The 16,229-nt window shown below is 66.0% G+C and carries 18 protein-coding genes; 10 read left to right on the top strand and 8 right to left on the bottom strand.

The genetic code is table 11. The features are described from left to right. Positions 1-131: 131 nt before the first annotated feature. Positions 132-1,280 carry a Gfo/Idh/MocA family protein gene (locus JG743_RS26635; protein WP_202294380.1) on the top strand — a complete coding sequence of 383 codons (1,149 nt, stop codon included), beginning with the start codon at positions 132-134 and terminating at the stop codon, positions 1,278-1,280. 15 nt (positions 1,281-1,295) lie between these two features. Further along, positions 1,296-2,291, top strand: a complete 996-nt coding sequence (locus JG743_RS26630; protein ID WP_202294377.1) for an alpha/beta hydrolase — start codon at positions 1,296-1,298, stop codon at positions 2,289-2,291. Here the strand turns inward: JG743_RS26630 and JG743_RS26625 are convergent. Then, positions 2,279-3,301, bottom strand: coding sequence for a LacI family DNA-binding transcriptional regulator (locus JG743_RS26625; protein ID WP_202294374.1), 1,023 nt, complete (start codon positions 3,299-3,301; stop codon positions 2,279-2,281). The genes JG743_RS26630 and JG743_RS26625 overlap by 13 nt on opposite strands. A gap of 193 nt (positions 3,302-3,494) precedes the next feature. After that, positions 3,495-4,034, bottom strand: coding sequence for an Lrp/AsnC family transcriptional regulator (locus JG743_RS26620; protein ID WP_192254581.1), 540 nt, complete (start codon positions 4,032-4,034; stop codon positions 3,495-3,497). Between the two features lie 48 nt (positions 4,035-4,082). Here JG743_RS26620 and JG743_RS26615 point away from each other — a divergent pair, with 48 nt between their 5' ends. Continuing rightward, positions 4,083-5,276: an MFS transporter gene (locus JG743_RS26615; protein WP_202302985.1), complete on the top strand. Its 1,194-nt coding sequence runs from the start codon at positions 4,083-4,085 to the stop codon at positions 5,274-5,276. Here the strand turns inward: JG743_RS26615 and JG743_RS26610 are convergent. Genes JG743_RS26610 through JG743_RS26590 form a run of 5 tightly spaced genes read right to left on the bottom strand, consistent with a single transcriptional unit; the run spans position 5,268 to position 9,994 of the window. Beyond that, positions 5,268-6,575 (bottom strand): NAD(P)/FAD-dependent oxidoreductase, encoded by a 1,308-nt coding sequence (locus tag JG743_RS26610; RefSeq protein ID WP_202294371.1) that lies wholly within the window; start codon positions 6,573-6,575, stop codon positions 5,268-5,270. The two genes, JG743_RS26615 and JG743_RS26610, sit on opposite strands and share 9 nt — an antisense overlap. After that, positions 6,572-7,555, bottom strand: a complete 984-nt coding sequence (locus JG743_RS26605) for a branched-chain amino acid ABC transporter permease (RefSeq protein ID WP_202294368.1) — start codon at positions 7,553-7,555, stop codon at positions 6,572-6,574. Before JG743_RS26605 ends, JG743_RS26610 begins: the two co-directional genes overlap by 4 nt. Then, a complete protein-coding gene (locus JG743_RS26600; RefSeq protein WP_202294364.1) occupies positions 7,552-8,460 on the bottom strand; it encodes a branched-chain amino acid ABC transporter permease in 909 nt (302 codons plus the stop codon). The genes JG743_RS26605 and JG743_RS26600 overlap by 4 nt, the downstream gene beginning before the upstream one ends. Beyond that, entirely contained in the window at positions 8,457-9,206 is a 750-nt protein-coding gene (locus JG743_RS26595; RefSeq protein ID WP_202294361.1) for an ABC transporter ATP-binding protein, read from the bottom strand. Before JG743_RS26595 ends, JG743_RS26600 begins: the two co-directional genes overlap by 4 nt. Continuing rightward, entirely contained in the window at positions 9,203-9,994 is a 792-nt protein-coding gene (locus JG743_RS26590; RefSeq protein WP_202294358.1) for an ABC transporter ATP-binding protein, read from the bottom strand. The genes JG743_RS26595 and JG743_RS26590 overlap by 4 nt, the downstream gene beginning before the upstream one ends. A 128-nt stretch (positions 9,995-10,122) precedes the next feature. On the opposite strand from JG743_RS26590, the gene JG743_RS26585 reads away from it, so the two are divergent. From JG743_RS26585 to JG743_RS26555, 7 genes are all read left to right on the top strand, one after another. After that, positions 10,123-10,851: a GntR family transcriptional regulator gene (locus JG743_RS26585; RefSeq protein WP_202294355.1), complete on the top strand. Its 729-nt coding sequence runs from the start codon at positions 10,123-10,125 to the stop codon at positions 10,849-10,851. Positions 10,852-10,859: 8 nt separating this feature from the next. Continuing rightward, positions 10,860-11,348: a DUF3830 family protein gene (locus JG743_RS26580; protein WP_202294352.1), complete on the top strand. Its 489-nt coding sequence runs from the start codon at positions 10,860-10,862 to the stop codon at positions 11,346-11,348. Beyond that, on the top strand, positions 11,349-11,702 hold the full coding sequence (locus tag JG743_RS26575) for a TIGR04076 family protein (protein WP_202294349.1): 354 nt from the start codon (positions 11,349-11,351) through the stop codon (positions 11,700-11,702). It abuts the gene before it with no gap. Continuing rightward, positions 11,699-12,748: an aldo/keto reductase gene (locus tag JG743_RS26570; RefSeq protein ID WP_202294346.1), complete on the top strand. Its 1,050-nt coding sequence runs from the start codon at positions 11,699-11,701 to the stop codon at positions 12,746-12,748. The genes JG743_RS26575 and JG743_RS26570 overlap by 4 nt, the downstream gene beginning before the upstream one ends. 8 nt (positions 12,749-12,756) lie before the next feature. Then, the gene (locus JG743_RS26565) at positions 12,757-13,179 is read left to right on the top strand and encodes a DUF4440 domain-containing protein (RefSeq protein WP_202302983.1); all 423 of its coding nucleotides are present in this window, start codon (positions 12,757-12,759) and stop codon (positions 13,177-13,179) included. A 48-nt stretch (positions 13,180-13,227) separates the two neighbouring features. After that, positions 13,228-14,487: an ABC transporter substrate-binding protein gene (locus JG743_RS26560; RefSeq protein WP_202294343.1), complete on the top strand. Its 1,260-nt coding sequence runs from the start codon at positions 13,228-13,230 to the stop codon at positions 14,485-14,487. Between the two features lie 126 nt (positions 14,488-14,613). Further along, positions 14,614-15,042: a GNAT family N-acetyltransferase gene (locus JG743_RS26555; RefSeq protein ID WP_202294340.1), complete on the top strand. Its 429-nt coding sequence runs from the start codon at positions 14,614-14,616 to the stop codon at positions 15,040-15,042. Here the strand turns inward: JG743_RS26555 and JG743_RS26550 are convergent, their stop codons facing one another. Next, the gene (locus JG743_RS26550; protein ID WP_202294337.1) at positions 15,043-16,158 is read right to left on the bottom strand and encodes an anhydro-N-acetylmuramic acid kinase; all 1,116 of its coding nucleotides are present in this window, start codon (positions 16,156-16,158) and stop codon (positions 15,043-15,045) included. Positions 16,159-16,229 lie beyond the last annotated feature (71 nt).

The raw sequence follows: 16,229 nt of genomic DNA, 5'->3' as shown, positions 1-16,229 counted from the left end.
GTTTTCACATGCTCTATAAAAATTTTACGCGCGTCAAGAATTAAAATGTTGTATAGCGGCCTTCGACTGTGCTTCGTTGCTGGCACAAGGGTGCAGCCAGGCCATGACCGCGTTGGGAGGTACGATCGAAAATGCACGGAAAATCAAAGACAAAGCTCGGCATCGGCGTCATCGGATGCGGCAATATCTCGATGACCTATCTGCGCAATGCGGCTCTGTTCGGCGGCGTCGACTTGCGCGCCTGTGCCGACATTTCAGCCGACATGGCCGCGCTCCGTGCCAAGGAATACGGCATCCGCGCGCTCGGCGTCGACGAGCTGCTGGCCGACCCGGACATCGACCTTGTCCTCAATCTGACGATACCGGCGGCGCATTTCGACATTTCGTTTTCGGCGCTGTCGGCCGGCAAGCACGTCTTCACCGAAAAGCCTCTGGCGACGTCCGCCGCCGATGGCCGCCGGCTGGTCGCCGAGGCGAGGGCGCGCAATGTTCTGCTCGGCTCGGCCCCCGACACGTTCCTTGGCGCCGCCGGACGGCGGGCGCGCCGCCTGATGGACGAGGGCGCGATCGGTCGCGCCGTGACCGGCACCGCCTTCATGATGGGGCGCGGCATGGAGCACTGGCATCCCAACCCGCAATTCTACTATCAGCCCGGCGGCGGCCCGGTCTTCGACATGGGCCCTTACTACCTGACCATGCTGGTCAACCTGCTCGGCCCGGTCGCCCGCGTCATGGCGATGGCGACGCGCGGCCAGGAGGAGCGGCTGATCACCGCCGACGGTCCCTTCAAGAACACCAGCTTCAAGGTCGGCACGCCGACCAACATCCTGTCGCTGCTAGAATTCCGCTCCGGCACCACCGTCACCTTCGGCGCCTCCTGGGATGTGTTCAAACACTCCAACCATCCGATCGAGCTGCACGGCACAGAAGGCTCGCTCAGGCTACCCGATCCCGACACGTTCGGTGGCACCGTCTCGCTGTCGGCGCGCGGCGCCGACTGGAAAGATCTTGAGAGCGAGGGCGAACTCTATGGCGCGCGCAACTGGCCCTATGCCGCGCCCGACCGTGCAAACTACCGCATGCTCGGCGTCGCCGACCTGGCACGGGCGCTTACGGAGGGCCGCAAGCCCCGCGCCTCCGGCGACCTGGCGCTGCATGTGCTGGAGATCATGGAGGCGATCCTGGCCTCGGGCGAAAGCCGCGGGTCCGTTGCCGTCAATGGCACCGTCGACCAGCCGCCGCTTCTCGGCGAGGACGAAGCGGCAAGCCTGCTGGCCTGATCAAGAGGTTCGTCCATGACGACATCGCCGCTGACTGCAACGCCGACCCTGTCCGCGCTCGATCCGCAGGCGCGGCTGGTTCTCGACCTCGGCCGGCAAGCCGGCGCCCCGCCGTTCGAGCCTGGAACGCCGGAACAGGCACGCCGTGCCTATGAAGAGGGTCTTCCGGACCTGCAGGGCGAGCGCGAGCCGGTGGGCTCAGTCAATGAGCGCGCGATCGCCGGACCCGGAGGCCCGCTGACGCTCAGGATTTATCGCGGGCAGGGCGCCCCTGATGCAGGTGCCCCGGCGCTGCTCTATCTGCATGGCGGCGGCTGGGTGATCGGCAATCTCGAATCGCATGACGAGATCTGCCGCTGGTTCGCCAACATCGCGGCTTGCGTCGTCGTCGCGCCCGAGTACCGGCTGGCGCCGGAGCACAAATTCCCGGCTGCGGTCGAAGACTGCCGCGCCGTGCTTTCCTTCATGCAAAATGCGGCCGCCGATCTCGGCATCGATGCGCGGCGCGTCGCCGTTGCCGGCGACAGCGCCGGCGGCAATCTCGCCACCGTGCTCAGCCTGCTCTCGCGCGACGACCATATTCCGCTCGCCGCACAGTTGCTGTTCTATCCCAACACCGATGCCGCGCAGACGGCGGACAGCTACCGCCGCTTCGCCGAGGGCTTTGGCCTCACCGCCTCGACCATGGCCTGGTTCCGCGATCACTATATCCGCGACGCCGCCGACATCGGTGATTGGCGCGTCTCACCCCTCAAGGCCAAGAGCCTCGCCGGGGTCGCCCCGTCATTCGTCGCCATCGCTGGCCACGACATCCTCGCCGACGAGGGAGAAGCCTATGCCGGGCGGCTCCAGGACGACGGCGTGCCGGTCGTGCTCAAGCGCTGGCCAAGCCAGATCCACGGCTTCGTCTCGATGGGCCGCCACGGCCCGGCATCGCGGCAGGCGGTCGAGGCGGGGGTTGCCACATGGCGTGAATTCGATCGCGCTTTCGCGAAAGATCAGGCCGACTGACGCATCACCAAAGTCGCGTCGAGCTTGACCTTGGGCGCGACCCCCGTCCCGTCCTCGTTGAGCAAGGCAAGCAGTGTCTCGACGCTGCGGCCGGCCATGGCGGCAAAATCCTGCGCCATGGTGGTCAGGCCGGGACAGGTGTAGCGGCTCAGCGGATGATCGTCATGCGCCGCCACACGCAGGTCGCAATCCGCCTTGCGGCCGACCTTGATCCCCCGGGAGAAGGCGGCCGCCATCACGCCGAAGGCAAGACGGTCGTTGTTGCACAGGATGGTCTTGCCCGGCAGGCCGCTATTGCCGAGCATCCTTTCGGTCTGTTCGTAACCGATCCGCTCGAAATCCCACGTATAGTCTTTGGTGTTGCCGATGACGATGGGCTCGTGCCCCAGCCGTTTCATCGAGGCGACATAGCTGGCCAGCCGTTCCGGCGAGTTATGGTTGACATGCGGGATGTCGAAATAGACCGGGGCGTCGCCGGAGCGGCAGAGATACTCGACGATCGTCGCGACGCTCTGCGTGTTGTTGTTGCCGACAAAGGGCGTGCCGCCTTCGAGATAGGTGTCGAAATAGACGATCGGGATGGCCTGCGTCAGCTTCTCCAGCGTGCGGTGATCGGAGCGCCGCCCGAGCGGCGCGACGAGCGCGCCGGAGACCTTCAGCGACAGGATGGTCCGCGTCGCTTCGACTTCGAGCTCGGTCGAGCCGTGCGAGGAGATGACGATCGGCCAGTAGCCTTCGTCGCGCAGCCGAAGCTCGATGCGGCTGACCATTTCCGAATAGAACGGGTCGGTGACGGTCGGCACGACGATGCCGATGCTGCGGGTGCGCTTGCGGTTGAGGTTGCGGGCAAACAGGTTGGGCTGGTAGTCGGATGAGCGCAGCGCCTCCTCGATGCGCTTTCTGGTCGCCGGCTTGACGCTGGTTGGATCGTCAAAATATTTCGAAAGCGTTGGCCTGGAGACGCCGCAGGAACGGGCGAAATCCTCCATCGTCTTATGCGTCATCGCCATTCGAACCCTCGCGGCATGGACATCCAAACCCTTGGTCCCATGCGGCTGCTCCGGCACCTACATAGAGCGCGCCGGCGCGCAACTGCAAGGTGAAAGTTTACAGACAAGTTTTCAAGTTTCAACGCGTCATGAGAAATTATTGCATGCGTAAATTTTGTCCAGGTGCATGTGCAGCTTGGTCCGAGGGCAGCGCCTAGTAGACAGGCGTTGCCATATGCCGGGGCGCCGGCCATTCGGCGGTGATGCCGGGCTGCACCGGCCGCTCGAGATAGGTCGACAGCACCACATAGCTGCGCGTCGAGGTGACGCCGGGCGTCTCGTAAAGGCGCGCCAGCAGGCCTTCGAGCGCCCGCGTATCCTCCGTGCGCACCTTGAGCAGCATGCAGGTGTCGCCGGCCACCGTATGAATCTCCTCGACTTCGGGGTACTCGGAAACCGCCATCAGTTCCGGCGTCTTGCCCCAGCCCCTGGTGTCGATATGCACGAAGGCGAGCAGCGGCTTCTTCACCGCCCTGGGATCAATGATCGCCGCCGTGGCGCGGATGGCTCCGCTGCGCTTGAGGCGCTTCACCCGCTCATGCGCTGCCGGCGGCGACAGGCCGACGCGATCGCCGAGCTCGGCGTAGCTGATGGTCGCGTCGTCGACCAGGATGCCTAATATCTTTCGGTCGATGGGGTCGATATCGCGGGCAGGCTGCCTGTTCCGCTGAATGCCATCTGTTTCTTCATCCATATCGGAATTCCTCATTGATGCCGAATGAAATACGGCCATTATGATCATATGTCGAACAGCGATCAATCAGCAATTATGGTGGCGGCGCCCCGGCCGCCGATCCCGGCGCTCGCCTATCTCCTGACCGCCTGCATCGCCGTCATCGGCTCGAACTCGCTGGTCCTCGGGCCGATCGCGCCTGCTGTCGCGGCATCGTTCGGAGCGAGCGTGCCGGCCGTGATGACGGCCTCCGCCGCCTTCGGCCTCGGCACCTCGGCAAGCGCGCTTTTCCTTGCCCGCTACATCGACCGGATCGGCGCGCGCCGCATGCTGCAGGCGGCATTGCTTCTGCTGGCGATCGCCCTTGTCGCCAGTGCGCTGGCGCCGACGGTGACGGCGCTGGTCGCGGCCCAGCTCGTCGCCGGCATTGCCGCCGGCATCGCCATGCCGGCGATCTATGCGAGCTCCGCGGCGATCGCGCCGCCCGGCCGCGAGAGTGGCACCATCGGCGTCGTGCTGACCGGCTGGACGCTCTCCATGGTGGCCGGCGTCTCACTGTCGGCGGTGCTTGCCGACCTGATCCACTGGCGCGCCGTATTCGCCGCCGTCGCGCTTCTGGCTGCGGCGGCCGTCGCCGGGCTGGCTGTCAGTTCGCTGCGCGACATGACGAAAGGCGGCCCGGCGCCTTCGCCGCTCGGCGCGCTCGCCGTGCCCGGCATCCTGCCGCTGCTGGTCGCCTGCGGCGCCTTCATGACCGCCTTCTACGGCGTCTACGGCTACCTAGGCGATCACCTTCACCAGGGCCTCGGCGAGCCGGTCAGCGCCAACGGCCTTGCGGCAGTCGCCTATGGCCTCGGCTTCGGCGCGGCAGCACTGCTCGACGGCGTCATCGACCGCCTCGGCGCGCGCCGCGTCATGCCGTTCGCCTATCTCCTGGTGGCGGCGGTCTATGTCGCCATGGCCCTGACAAGCGGCGGCTTCGGTCCGCTGATGGCGACCATCGCCATCTGGGGCCTGGCCAACCATTTCGGGCTCAACGTCCTAGTGATGCGCCTTACCGCGCTCGACCCCGCGCGGCGCGGCACCATCATGGGCCTGAACAGCGCAGTGACCTATCTAGCCGTCACCATCGGCACCGCCGGCTTTGGGCCGCTCTACATGAGCCTGGGCTTCGCCAACTGCGCGATCATCGCCGCTCTGCTGATGCTGGTCTCGGCCGCGGCGGCGGCATGGCGGTCGCCACGGCCGGCCGTGTCAGACTAAACTCTCGTCCAGCCGGTCCCGCAGCATGCTCCAGGGGAGCAGCACATTCGGTGCATAGCGGACCACGCCATGGAGCGGGATCGGCGATGGCGGCGCGAAGGGAAGCGGCAAGTCCCGGGCGTCCGCCCCATCAGCCCAGTCCGCCAATACCTTGCCCATCGCCGTGGTCATGGCGATGCCGCGACCATTGCAGGCGAAGCCGGCGATCAGGCCTGGCCCGAGGTCGACGAGACGCGGCAGGAAATCCGGCTCGACCGCCGCCACGCCCGTCCAGCTGTAGGCAAGCGCCGGCAAGTCGGGCAGATCGAGATGCCTGGCGAGTCGCCGCCAGACCGTCTGCGGCACACGCGCCTCGGCGCCGACGCCGACAATGTGCATGCCGCCGCTGATCAGCCGGTTCTGAGCGTCGAAGCGGCAGGTGAACAGGTTACGCCTGGTGTCGCCGACGGCTTGCCCGCCGGGCAGCAGGCGGTCGCGTATACCCTGCGGCAGCGGCGCTGTGGCGATCTGGAAGACTTTCAGCGGGACATAGGTCCGTCGCAATATCGGCTTCAGCGATCCGCCATAGGCATTGGTGGCAATCAGGACCTTCGCGGCGCGCACCGACGTCGAGGCGGTCTTCACCGACCAGCCATCGGCTGCCGGATCGATCGAGGTCACACACGTCTGTTCGAAGATGCGGGCGCCGGCCTTATCCGCCGCATCGGCCAGGCCGCGCGCATACTCGACCGGATTGAGCACGCCGCCCGATCTGTCCATCCAGCCGCCGGCATAGCCGCGAATGCCGGTGAGTTCGGTCACTGCCGTGCTGTCCAGCGTGACGGTCGGCCGGCCGCGCACTGCCCATTGCTCGGCGCGCGACCTGGTCTTTTCAAAAGCGACAGGCGTGTGCGCCGGCTGGATCCAGCCGTTCTGCAGGGCGTCGCATTCGATGCCGTGTTGCTTGATCAGGCCGAAGACGAGATCGGCGCTGCCGGCGGCGAAATCGACCAGACGCTCGCCGCGCTCTGCCCCGAGCTCGGCGATGATGTCGTTCGGGTCCCGCTTGGCGAAATTCGGTACGACGAGGCCGGCATTCCTGCCGGTCGCGCCCCAGGCAATGGTTTCGGCTTCGAGCACGGCGACCGAAATCCCCTTTTCGGCGGCGTGCAACGCGGTCGATAGGCCGGTGAAGCCAGCGCCGACAATGGCGAGGTCGACATCGAGCCTGCCTTGCAGCGCGGGCCGGTCGCGACGGTTGCGGCTGACCGCGTGCCACAGCGAAACGCCGTTCATCTGCTGCCTGACCACGGCATTCATGACCCGGCGCCGCTTTCGCCCGCCACGACCTTGTCTTGCTTGCCGAAGCGTCGCCGCCGTAGCCTGTCGCCGAACAGGCCGTTCGGCCGGATCAGCAGGATGACGCATAGCATGACGCCGATGGCGACGATCTGCAGCGAAGCGGCGCGCGCCTGCTGCTCCGGCGGGAACAGCACACTGGTGAGCGTCCCCGATCCGGCCCATATCCCCCACACAAGGACGCTGCCGATGACGGCGCCGAGATTGCTGCCGGAGCCGCCGACGATCAGCATCACCCAGACCTGGAAGGTCAGGATCGGCAGATAGTTGTCCGGCGCGATGAAGCCGGTGAAATGCGCCTGCAGCGCGCCGGCAAGGGCCATGATGGCGCCGCCGACGGCAAAGGCCTGGACGCGGTAGAAGCGCGCGCTCTTGCCAAGCGAGATCGCCGCCCGCTCGTCCTCGCGCAGCGCCTTCAGCACCCGGCCCCAGGGGCTGTGCGCCAGATGCTCCAAAGCCAGATAGACGATCAGCGTGATCGCGCAGACGATGGCAAGGTTGGACAGGTTGAACAGCAGCGGCGTCTCGGCAAGGCGGCCGAAGGGGCGGGGGATGAAGCCGATGCCGAACGGGCCGCCGGTCAGCCTCTGCGCGTTAAGCGCGACCAGCTGCACGACGACTGCAACACCAAAAGTGGTGATCGCCAGATAGTCCGATTTCAGCCGCAGCGTGGCGACACCGGTAAGCGCTGCGGCGATGCCGCCGACGATCAGGGCGCCCAGCCAGCCGACGAGAATAGGCAGGCCGAAGCCGCCCAGCCGCGCGGCGTCGTCGGGCGTGGTCAGCAGTGCCGAAGTATAGGCGCCGATGGCGACGAAGCCGGCGAGCCCGACATTGAACAGCCCTGTCAGTCCCCATTGTAAATTGAGGCCCAGCGTGACCAGCGAAAAGATCAGCGCCGTGGTCAGGAAGAAGGCGCCGTAGCCAACGAGGTCGATCATCTTTCTCGCACTCCGAAAAGGCCGATCGGCCGCACGAACAGCACCACCATCAGGATGATGAAGGAGACGGCGGCGCGCCATTCGGCGCCGATCAGTTGCACCGCGCCGGCTTCGGCCAGACCGATGATCAACCCGCCGAGAACAGCACCCGGTACGCTGCCGATGCCGCCCAGGATGGCGGCGGCGAACATCGGCAGCAGCATGTCGAACCCCATGAACGGGCGGATCTGGATGAGAATGCCGATCATGACGCCGGCGACGCAGGCCAGCGCCCCGCCGATGATCCAGGTGACGCGCACCACCTTGGCGACATCGATGCCGACAATGCGGGCCAATGCCGGGTTCTGGCTCAAGGCCTGCATGGAACGGCCGGTCTGCGTGCGCGTCATCAAAAGGTGCACGCCGAGCACCAGCACGGCCGTCAGCAGCAGCAAGGCGATCTGGTCGGGCGTGATGCGAATGCCGAAGCCGACCGGCATGGCGATCTGGATGGCGCGGCTGAAATAGGTCGGCCGCGAGGAAAAGGTGAACTCGAGCAGGCTCCGCAACGCCATCGAGGCGCCGAAGCTTGCCATCACCACGATGATCGCCTGGCCTTGCGAGCGCAGTCGCGAAAACAGCACCTTGTCGAGGGCCAGTGCCAAAAGGGCGGTGAAAGCCATGCCGATGGCCAAGGCAACAAGGAGCGGCCAGCCGAAGGACAGCGGTGCGATCGGCGCCACCTTGCCGAACATGGCGCCGATGGCGCTGACGGCGGCAAGCGTCGCATAGGTGCCCCAGGCCATGAAGTCGCCATGGGCAAAGTTCGAGAAGCGCAGGATCGAATAGGTCAGCGTCACGCCGATGGCGCCCAACCCGATCATCGAACCGGTCAGCAATCCGTCGACGACAAATTGCAGGCTCATGCGGCGTCTCCTTCCCCGGCGCGCGAGGGGCGCTGACCAAGGTACAGTTCGGCCACCACCGGGTCGTTCCAGAGTTCGGCGGCGACACCCTCGTGCCGGTCCTTGCCCTCGACCAGCACATAGGCGCGGTCGCCGATGGCAAGTGCGGCCTTGGCGTTCTGCTCGACCAGAAGGATGGTGACGCCGGACTTGCGGATGGCGGAGAGCATCTCGAACACCATCGCCACAAATTTCGGCGACAGGCCGGCCGAAGGCTCGTCGAGCACCAGCACCTTGGGATGGACGATCAGCGCGCGGGCCACCGCGAGCATCTGGCGCTGCCCGCCCGACAGATTGCCGGCGGCGGTGCGGCGCTGGCGGGCGAGGTCGGGAAAGGCTGTGTACATCTCCTCGATGCGGGCAGGCGCGTCGCGCCGCTCGAGGATGCCGCAGGCGACCTTCAGATTGTCCTCCACCGACATCAGCGGAAAGACGTTTTCGGTCTGCGGCACGAAGGCAAGGCCAAGCCGCACCATGGTATGCGCCGGTGCCGCGGTGATGTCCTTGCCGTCGAGAAGCACGCTGCCGCGGCTGATCGGCACCAGGCCGGCGACGGCCTTGATCAGGCTCGACTTGCCTGCGCCGTTGGGCCCTAGGACGACGACGATCTCGCCCTTGTTGACGGTAATCGAGGCGCCGCGCACGATCGGCACGCCGGGCTCGTACCCGGCTTCGAGATCGTGGACGTCAAGCACGGTCTCGCTCATGCCGCGCCTCCGAGATAGGCCTCGATGACGCGCGGATCGCGCGCCACCTCGTCGGCCGTGCCTTCGCACAGCAATTCGCCGCTCGCCATCACCAGCACGCGGTGGCAGAGCCGCGCCACCATGTCGATATTGTGCTCGATGAGCAGGAAAGTGATGCCGCTCGCGTTGATGTCGCGGATGCGGTCGATGATGACCTCGAGCAGCGTCGCATTCACTCCAGCGGCCGGCTCGTCGAGCAGGATGATCATCGGATCGGCCATCATCACGCGGGCAAGTTCGAGCAGCTTGCGCTGGCCGCCGGAAAGCACGCGCGCCGGCTCGTGCGCCAGCCGTGTAAGCGAGACGAGTTCCAACAGTTCTGCGGCCCTCTTTGCCGCCGCATTCTCCTCGGTGGCGACCCGCCACGGCGTGACGAAATTGGCAAGCAGCCGCTCGCCGGTCTGTCCTTGCGCGGCCAGCATGACGTTCTCGATCAGCGTCAGGTTGGGCAGCGGCCGCGGGATCTGGAAGGTGCGTCCGAGGCCGCGGCCGATGCGGCGATGGGCGGCTTCGCCCGAGACCAAAGCGCCGTTGAGAAAGATCTCGCCGCTGGAAGGCAGGATGCTGCCGGCGAGCAGGTCGAACATCGTCGTCTTGCCGGCGCCGTTTGGGCCGATCAGGCCGAGGATCTCGCCCGGTCGCACCTCGAACGAGACGTCATTCACCGCGACAAGCCCGCCGAAGCGCCTGACGACGTTCTTCGCCGACAGCACCGGTGCTCGGGTCTCGTCCTCGGTTGTCTCGCTCATGCACCCTCTGGCCGAGCGGTCGTTGCCGCCTTCTGATTTTTTGATTTGTGATCACACTTGCTTTGATCACGCTAATCGGCTTTAATTTTCTCCGCAAGCCCGAAAACGGGCCCAAGACCGGGAGTGTCATGCAAAAGACTGCCATCGAGCGGAACAACGAAACGATCGCAGCCCAGCTCACGCCGGTCGGCCGCGAGACCGTCCAGGATCGCGTCTATTCCGAGCTGCGCCGGGCCTTGATTGGCGGGCTGTTTGAACCGAGCCAGGTCTTGACCATCCGCGGGCTCGCCGATGCGCTGGTCACCAGCACGATGCCGGTGCGCGAGGCGCTCGGTCGGCTGATCACCGAACAGGCCCTGGAGGCGCTGCCCAACCGTTCCGTACGCGTGCCGCCGATCACGCTTGAGCGCATTGACGATCTCCTGCGCGCCCGCTCGCTGATCGAGGGCGAAGCAATCGCGCTTGCCGCCACGCGCATGGGCCCGCGCCAGATCGCCGCCATCGAAGCCATGCTCGGCGAGTGGGACGAGATGCGGGCGCTGAAGCACAAGAAGGATATCGACCGCGAAGCGACGCTCAACCAGAGCTTCCATTTCGAAATCTACCGGTGCTGCGGCTCGGCCGTCCTGATCCCGATGATCGAGAGCCTCTGGCTGCAATCCGGCCCCTGCATCCGCGTCGCCATCTACGCCTTCTCCGAGGCCGGCGAGGTCGATACCGCCCACTATCACCGCCGTATCGTTGCAGCGCTTGCCAAACAGGATGCGCAGGCGGCGCGCGAGGCGCTGGTGGCCGACATCAGCCGGCCCTTTGCCTTCCTGCGCGACAAGCTGCAATCCACCGCGGCGAAAGGCTGAGTGCCGATATGACGAAGCCCGCCATCAGGATCACCGAGCCGCGCTCGAAGCTTTCCGTGACGGCGCTGCTGCTGCCGGAGAAGGCGCCCGACAACGCTGCCTTTGTGCTGGCATATCTCGACAAGCCGCGCGTCGTTGCCGGCATCCATGCCATGTGGACCGGCCCTGAGATTTCCTGCCCGGTTCCGTCAGCGCATCTGGACGGCCAGGCCTATGCCAGGCCACTGCCGGCCGAGAATGCAACGCTGACGCCTCAGCCGGGCGACATCGTGCTCTCCTATGTGCCGCCGCGCATGTGGGGCGGCAATCCGAATGCGATCTTCGACATCGGCCTATACTACGGTCCGGGCGCGCGCCTGCTGTTCCCGATCGGCTGGCTGGCCGGCAGCGTGGTGGCGCAGGTGCGCCCCGAAGAGCGCGATCAATTCGCCGCCGCTTGCGGCATCATCCGCCGCAACGGCGCCTGCGATGTCACCTTCAGCCTGGTGGAGGTCTGAATGGCCGACGACAGTTTCGAACTCTTCGACCTCCGCGTCGAGGTGGTCATTCCCGAGGGCAAGCCGATCTATTGCGGCGCCAAGGCGGGCGATCATTTCGAGCTCAGAGGCGAGATGTTGTCCCTGCCGGCGGGGCAGGGTTTCTCGATCTATTCCATCGCCGCCGTGCTGCCGCTGCTCGCGGCAAAGCAGCGGCCGACCCACCCGAACGACTGGATGACCTCGGACGCCGAGATCGCTTGTCCCGATCCGAATTGTGCCAGCCGGCTTCGGATCGTGAGAACGGGCAAGCGGCGCTTCAGCCATGCCGAGACCACGGCCGTGCCGCTGCCGGTGGAAGGTGACGAGAAATGACGGCCATCGAACTCAGCTCCGGCTATACAATCTCGCGCGTCATCCGAGGTGGCTGGCAGCTTGCCGGCGGCCATGGCGCGATCGACCGCGAGCAGGCGGTCACAGACCTGATCGCCACCTTCGATGCCGGCATCTTCACCTATGACTGCGCCGACATCTACACCGGCGTCGAGGAGCTGATCGGCGCCGCCCGCCTTCGGCTTGCCCACGAACGCGGCCTCGATGCCGCCGCCAGGATGAAGGTGCACACCAAGCTGGTGCCGGACCTCGAAAGGCTTGCCGGCATCAGCCGCGACTATGTCAGGGGCATCGTCGACCAGTCGCTGCGGCGGCTGAAGACCGAGCGGCTCGACCTCGTCCAGTTCCACTGGTGGGACTATGCGATAGCTGGCTATGTCGACGCGATGGGCTGGCTCGACGAGCTTCGCCTTGAAGGCAAGGTGCGCAACGTCGGCACCACCAATTTCGACACCGAGCGCCTCGGCGAAATCCTGGCGGCCGGCGTGCCCGTGGTCAGCCAGCAGCTGCAGTATTCGGTCCTCGACCAACGCCCGGCAGGCAGCCTTGCTGCGTTGGCTAGGGAGCATGGCATGCGGTTCCTCTGCTACGGATCGGTGGCGGGCGGCTTCCTCAGCGAGAGATGGCTGGGTGTTGCCGAGCCAGCCACGCCGCTCGAGAACCGCTCGCTGGTTAAATACAAGCTGATCATCGACGATTTCGGCGGCTGGGAGCTTTTCCAGCTTCTGCTCAGGACCTTGAAGGCGGTCGGCGATCGCCATGGCGTCGACATCGCCACCGTCGCCAGCGCCTGGGTGCTGGAACAGCCGCAGGTCGCAGCGGTCATCGTCGGCGCCCGCAACCAGGCGCATGCGCTCGCCAACGCCCGCATCATGGACGTCGCGCTGACACCGGATGACAAGACCGCGATCACCGCCGTGATCGGTGAGGGCCCCGGCCTCGAGGGCGACGTCTACACGCTGGAGCGCGACCGCCACGGCCGCCACGGCTCGATCATGCACTACAATCTGAACGCAGGCCGGGTATGAGCGCGGCCATGGACGCTTCGCTGTTGTTCCGCGCCAGCGCCGAGGTGGTCGACCTGCACCGCTTCTTCGTCGACTGGTTCGACAAGCAACGTTGCGACAAAGCCGATTTCGGCCGCTTCGAAAGCGTCATGGGCGAGGGCTTCACGATGGTCGTGCCAAGCGGCCAACTGCTCGATCGCGACGCAGTGCTTGGCTATGTCAAGGCGGGTCGCGCAACCCTCGACGGCGACTTCGCCATTGCGATCGAGGACATCCGGCCGGCATGGCAGGCCGGCGGCGTCATTGTCCTCACCTATGTCGAGGCACAGCAACGCGCTGGCCAGGCGAGCCGGCGGCGCTCCAGCGCCGTCTTCACCACCAATTCATCAGCGCCCAACGGCGTCGAATGGCGGCATCTGCATGAAACCTGGCTGCAGATGCCGGGAGGCTGAACAGGCAAAGTGTGAAAACAAGAGTCGAGTAACGAAAGGGGAACAGCAATGAGAAAGACAATTTTCCAGATCACCACCGCGCTCGGCCTGCTGATGGCGGCGAGCGCCGCTCACGCGGCCGACTGCAAGATCACCGTCGGCCTGGTCATGGAACTCACCGGCCCGGCCGGCGAATACGGCCAGGCGGGCGCCAAGTCGGTTGAGATGGCCTTCCGCGACATCAACGACGCCGGCGGCGTGCGCGGCTGCGACCTCGCCACCGACACCCGCGACAGCCAGAGCCAGGGCAACATCGCCGTCGATGCCGCGACCCAGCTCGTCCAGGTCAAGAAGGTGCCGGTGATCATCGGCGGCATCATCTCGTCGGTGTCGATCCCGATACTGACCTCGGTCACGGCACCGGCCAAGATCGTCCAGGTCTCGCCGGCTTCGTCCTCGCCGACGCTGACGGCGCTGGGGCGGGACGGCAAGACCAACGGCATCTTCTTCCGCACCATCACCTCGGATGCGCTGCAGGGCGTCGCCGCCGCCAAATATGCCATCGACAAGGGCTTCAAGAAGCTGTCGATCATCCACGTCAACAACGACTTCGGCGTCAACATGGTGGCGGAATTCTCGCGCGCCTACAAAGCGCTCGGCGGCACCATCGTTTCCGACACGCCCTACAACGAGAAGCAGTCGAGCTATGCCTCGGAAGTTACGGCGGCCATGGGTGGCGAGCCGGACGGACTCTACCTCGTCAGCACGCCCGTCGACGGCGCCACCATCGCCCGCACCTGGATCTCGCAGGGCGGTGTGCAGAAGTTCCTGCTCAATGACGGCATGAACAGCCCCGACTTCATCGACTCCGTCGGCGCCGACTATCTGAAGGATGCCTATGGCACGTCGTCCGGCACCAGCCCGACCGCATCGACCGACTATTTCAACAAGAACTACAAGGAATTCTCTGGCATCGAGCCGTCGAACCCGGCGGCCGATCGCTCCTACGACGCCGGCGCCATCGTCGGGCTGGCGATCGCCATCGCCGGCTCCGAGGATCCGGCCAAGATCAAGGATGCAATGTACAAGGCGGTCGATCCGGCCGGGACGCCGATCTATGCCGGCAAGGAAGAGTTCGTCAAGGCGCTCGGCCTGATCAAGGACGGCAAGCCGATCCGCTACGAAGGCGTCATCGGTCCCGTCGCCTTTGACAAGTATGGCGACATCACTGGCCCGTTCCGGCTGTGGAAGATCGTCGACGGCAAGGTGACAACGGACGGCGAGATGACCACCGACGACGTCAACGCGCTGCAGGCCAAGCTGCAGTAGCAAAGCTGGCCCCTGCTCCGGCGTCTGTCTCGATCCGAAAATCGGGATTGGCGCCGGGGCGCGGTGGACCTTGCGTCCTTATCACTTGCGTGGATAAAGCTTGGCCGACAACCGAGCCGAGCCGCCATGAAGACGACGCTTGAGACCACCGCCGATCCCTCGCCGCAGGAGCTCGCCTTTCTCGGCGAACAGCTCACCGCCTTCAACGACGGCGATGTCGGCGCCTCCGGCAGGAAGCCGCTCGCTGTCTTCGTGCGAGATGAGCGGGGCAAGGTGGTCGCCGGCATTTCCGGCTACACCGCCTGGGGCTGGCTGTTCGTGCAGTGGCTCTGGGTCGACGAGCCGCTGCGCGGCCAGCATATGGCCGGAACCATGCTTGAAGCCGCGGAGCGGGAGGCTGTTGCGCGCGGCTGCCACGGCGCCTGGATCGACACTTTCAGCCCGAAAGCGGTCAAGGCCTATGAGCGCCAGGGCTACCAGCCGTTCGGCGCGCTGCCGGACTTTCCCATCGGCCGCAGCCGCATCTTCCTGCAGAAGAGGCTGCTCGCCCTCTGATCAACCGGCGAGTTTCCCGCCGAGCATCGGTTGCGGCACGCCTGTCGTGCTCGGAAAGCTGATCGGCAGGCCGCGCAGCACGCGCACCGCCAGGAACGCGAAACATTCCGCCTCGACCGCATCGCCCTTCCAGCCGAGCGTCTCGGCCTGCACGACTTCGACACCGGCGCGGCTGGCGAGCATTGCCATCATCGTCGGGTTGTGGCGGCCGCCGCCGCTGACCGCGAGGCGCTTCGGCCGGCGCGGCAGCAGATCAAGCGCCTTGCCGACGGCCGCGGTGGTGAACGCGGTCAGCGTGGCCGCGCCGTCCTCGCTTCCCAGCCCGTCGGCCATCGCGGCTGTGAAGTCGAAACGGTCGAGCGATTTGGGGTAGGGTTTTGTCAGATACGGATGCTGAAGCAGCCGCGCGAGCCGCTCCTCGTCGACCGCACCGGCGGCCGCCAGCCTGCCGTCGCGGTCCATCTCGCCGAGCCCCTTCGCCTTGATGAAATCGTTGACCGGCGCATTGGCTGGCCCGGTGTCGAAGGCGACGATGTTGTTCTTGCCGTCCCACCAGGTGATGTTTCCGACGCCGCCGAGATTGAGCACTGCGGTGTCGCCGCTGGCGTCGGCCTCCCTGAGCAGCGCCGCGTGATAGGCGGCGGCGAGCGGCGCGCCTTGGCCGCCGGCGGCGACGTCGGCCGAGCGGAAGTCATAGGCGACCTTGGTGCCGAGAATGGCGGCCATCAATTCGCCGTCGCCGAGCTGACGGGTGCGGCCGATCCGCCCCGGTTGCGGCGCGCGGTGCAGGACAGTCTGGCCGTGGAAGCCGACGACGCCGATATCGGCCACCGTCATGCCGTGGCCTTCCACGAGCTCCTTGACCGCCGTCGACTGGGCACGCGTCAGCGCTTCCTCGGCTTCGCCGAAGATCGCCGGCTCCGGTCCGTCAAAATTCCAGGCGCGCGCCTGGCGCAGCGTCTCCTCCAAAAGGCTGCGGATCGATTGCGGGTAGGGGGCCAGCGTGTAGGTGCCGAAGTCGGCCATGCGCTCGCCGTCGGTCTTGATCAGCGCGACGTCGATATTGCCGTCAAGCACGGTGCCGGTCATCAGGCCGACGGCCCAGATTGGTTCCATGGTCGCTCCTCGAATCGCCATTGAACCACGTGTCGGACGGATCGGTCCTGCAGGCAAGCCTTTCGCGATAG

Origin of the sequence: Mesorhizobium sp. 131-2-1, from assembly GCF_016756535.1 — a bacterium.
GTDB lineage: Bacteria > Pseudomonadota > Alphaproteobacteria > Rhizobiales > Rhizobiaceae > Mesorhizobium.
Note: the sequence above shows the minus strand (reverse complement) of the source record. Positions and strands in the feature narration are given on the sequence as shown.